At 61.2% G+C, this 3,077-nt stretch carries 3 protein-coding genes; all 3 read right to left on the reverse strand.

The window, feature by feature from the left end; genetic code table 11:
• Positions 1-3 precede the first annotated feature (3 nt).
• From ACNQOP_RS20445 to catA, 3 genes are read right to left on the reverse strand one after another with little or no spacing between them, the layout of a single operon-like run.
• Entirely contained in the window at positions 4-1,590 is a 1,587-nt protein-coding gene (locus ACNQOP_RS20445; RefSeq protein ID WP_284988126.1) for a 4-hydroxyphenylacetate 3-hydroxylase family protein, read from the reverse strand.
• A gap of 34 nt (positions 1,591-1,624) precedes the next feature.
• The gene (locus ACNQOP_RS20450) at positions 1,625-2,203 is read right to left on the reverse strand and encodes a flavin reductase family protein (RefSeq protein WP_284988125.1); all 579 of its coding nucleotides are present in this window, start codon (positions 2,201-2,203) and stop codon (positions 1,625-1,627) included.
• Positions 2,204-2,212: 9 nt separating this feature from the next.
• On the reverse strand, positions 2,213-3,061 hold the full coding sequence (catA, locus tag ACNQOP_RS20455) for a catechol 1,2-dioxygenase (protein WP_284988124.1): 849 nt from the start codon (positions 3,059-3,061) through the stop codon (positions 2,213-2,215).
• Positions 3,062-3,077: the final 16 nt, after the last annotated feature.

Genomic DNA, 3,077 nt, shown 5'->3' on the forward strand with positions numbered 1-3,077 from the left:
CGGCTAGTTGCGTTTGAGGAAGAGGCTGACGTCGTCGTTGTTGATCAGGTCGGGAACGGTCCAGCCATCGAGGTTGTATTCGGACATGCACAGGTCCGCGAAGCCCTTCATGGCCCCTGTGGTTCCCTGTGCCTGGGCTGCGAAGAGGATCTCTGCCTTCACGTTCTCGTGGTTGCCGGAATAGTTCCGCTCGTAGAGTTCGTGGCGGCCGCCGAATTCGGTGCCGATCGAGTCCCACAGCAGCTTCATGAGCTTGACCCGGTCCACGGCCTCCACACCATCGGATCCCCGGACGTACTTGTCCAGGTAGGGCCGGATTTCGGGGGTTTTGAAGTCCAGTGCCGAGGAGTTGAGGTAGATCAGCCCGGAGGCGACGTCCTGCTCGATGATTTCCTTGATCCGCGGGTATCCGATGGCCATGAACATCCGGTACGCGAGGCCGTAGTCCAGTTTGGGCAGCACCGTGCCGTTGGGGCCTTGGTCTGGGTTCAGGGTCATGCCGTCGATCAGGGCGTTGAACATGTTCCGCCAGCCCAGGACTTCACCGACGCGGGTCTGGACGCCGCGGAAGTCCTGCGTCCCGGCCACTTCGAGAGCCTTCAGCAGCAGGCCCGCGATGAAGTCCAGTTTGGTGGCCAGCCGGATGACGCCCTGGAAGGTGAAACGGTTGATGAACCCGGTCTGCGGGAAAAAGTTGTTGACCTTCTCCACGTCCCCGTACGCGAAGACGTTCTCCCACGGGATCAGGACCTTGTCGAACACAAACACGGAGTCGTTCTCATCCATGCGGGATGAGAGCGGGTAATCGAACGGCGTGCCCATCACGGCGGCCTGGTGAGAATATGAAGCACGGCTGATCAGCTTAACCCCGGGCGCGTCCATGGGGACGGTGCAGATCAGCGCGAACTCCTTGCGCTTAATGGGCAGGCCGTAGTGGGCGATGAAGTTGTAGTTGGTGATGGCGGACCCGGTTGCCACTACCTTGGCGCCGGAGACGATCAGGCCCGAATCCGTTTCCTTTTCCACCTTCATGAACACATCGCCCACCTGGTCCGGTGGAAGGTGCCGGTCTACCGGCGGGTTGATGATGGCATGGTTCCAGTAGAGGACCTTCTCCTGGGACTCCTTGTACCAGCGCTTCGCGTTGTCCTGGAACGGCTCGTAGAAGTCGGGCATGCCGCCCAGGGTGCCCAGGAACGCCGCCTTGTAATCCGGGGAGCGGCCCAGCCAGCCATAGCTCATGCGGGCCCAGGTCTCGATGGCGGTGCGGTCCTTTTTCAGGTCCTCCACGCTATGCGGCGTCCGGAAGAAGGACATGGTCTTGCCCCCGGAGCCGGTATCGGTGGGCACCATGAGCTTGTCCTGCAGCTCGGGCTTGTGCATGGCGTCGTAGAGCCGGGCTGCCATGCGGATGGAGTTGCGGAAGGCGGGGTGGGTGGTGACGTCCTTGACGCGTTCCCCGTAGATCCATACTTCCCGGTCATCCTTGAGCGAGTTGATGTATTCATCACCCGTCATCGGCATCTTGGGGTTCGCGGGTGTGGTCCGCTCGTCCATGGTGGAGGCAGAGGCGTCCAGTATCTCGGTCATATTTTCTTCCTTTTAGGGAAAGCTTGGATGAGGTCTAGCGGCTGCTGAAGGGTTTGAAAGAGTCGGCCCCGGAGAACCAGCCGGAGGCGGGGCCGTCACCGCAGTGATCCCAGGGACTGCCGTCCAGGTGTCGGCCGATTTCACGGAACTTCCCGCCAAAGAACAGCAACGGCGGTCGTGTGGTGGTCTGCATTTTGATGACCTCGCCGATCACGATGATGTGGTCGCCACCGTCGTAGATGTTCCAAGGGCGGCATTCGAGGGTTGCTGCGTTCTTCGTCAGTATTGGAACAGGTCCGTCGAGGGCCCACTCCGGCTCTTCCGCCATTGGCCTGCCGGCGAAGTGCATCGCCACGTCCTGCTGTTCAAGGGACAGAATGTTGATGGCGAAGGGCGCTCCGTCCAGGTACTTGGCGGCCCGGGAGGTGCGGGTTAACGTCACCTGTGCCAGGGGTGGATCGAGTGAGACCGCGGTGAAGGCGTTGACTGTGGCGCCGTGTGGGATTCCGTCGCTTGAACGGGTAGTTACTACCGTGACGCCGGTGGCGAAGGTGCCGAATGCGTTCCGCAGTTCGCGGGCGTCGATGGGGGCGAGAACTGCCTTCTTAGTCATGGTTCTCAGTTACTCTGTCGGGTCGAGGACGAAGTTGTAAGTGACTTCGTGGCCGTGTCCGTTGCTGCGGTTGATCGGTGAGAGGACCAGTTCGGGTTTCACGGCTGAGGCGATGTCGTCGCCGACGTGTTCGTCGCCTTCGAAGTACAACTGGGTGGTGACGAGCTGGTGCCCTGGGGCGGATACTTTCAGATGGAGGTGGGCCGGGCGCCAGGCGTGCCAGCCGGCTGCGGCGATTAGCTGTCCGCAGGCTCCGTCCGTGGGGATCTGGTACGGCGCGGGTTGAATGGTGTTGATCTGGAAACTACCGTCCTGGTCCGACACCACAGTGCCGCGAAGGTTCCATTCAGGAATGCCCGGAGCAAACTGCGAGTAGAAACCCAGATCATCTGCGTGCCAGATCTCGATCCTGGCGCCGGGAAGGGCTTTGCCGGCGACGTTCGTGACCTTCCCTTGGAACAGCAGCGGAGTGCCGGGTTCATCGTCACGCATCGGAAGTGTTGCCGGGGAGTTCAGCTGTGGTGAGTCCGGCAGGTAGTACGGTCCCTCGATTGCTCCCTTGGAGCCGTGGCGGCGAGAGTTCGCGACTTCCTCCACGGAGTGCTCAACCCACACATCCAGGAACAGCGGCCATTCGCCGTCTTCACCTACTTTGATGAGCCAGGCCTTCAGTGCGTTGTATTCGTCGTAGGTGACTTCTTCTTCAAGCACGGTGTCGTTGATGGCTTTGATAACGCGCCCGGCGAGTGTGCTGACGCGTTCCTGGCTGGTGGCCGCGGCGAAGTGCTTGTTCTCGCGGAACCTTGCGGTGGCGCCGGCACCTGAAGCGGCGGCGGTGGCCTGGGTTTCTACTGTCATGATGACTCCTTTGTCT

This window comes from Arthrobacter sp. LFS091, from assembly GCF_047977885.1.
In the GTDB taxonomy this organism is placed as follows: Bacteria; Actinomycetota; Actinomycetes; order Actinomycetales; family Micrococcaceae; genus Arthrobacter.

Bases quoted from the DNA above. Each gene is read 5' to 3' on its own strand.
- catA (WP_284988124.1), bottom strand. From the start codon at position 3,061: ATGACAGTAGAAACCCAGGCCACCGCCGCCGCTTCAGGTGCCGGCGCC.
- ACNQOP_RS20445 (WP_284988126.1), bottom strand. From the start codon at position 1,590: ATGACCGAGATACTGGACGCCTCTGCCTCCACCATGGACGAGCGGACC.
- ACNQOP_RS20450 (WP_284988125.1), bottom strand. From the start codon at position 2,203: ATGACTAAGAAGGCAGTTCTCGCCCCCATCGACGCCCGCGAACTGCGG.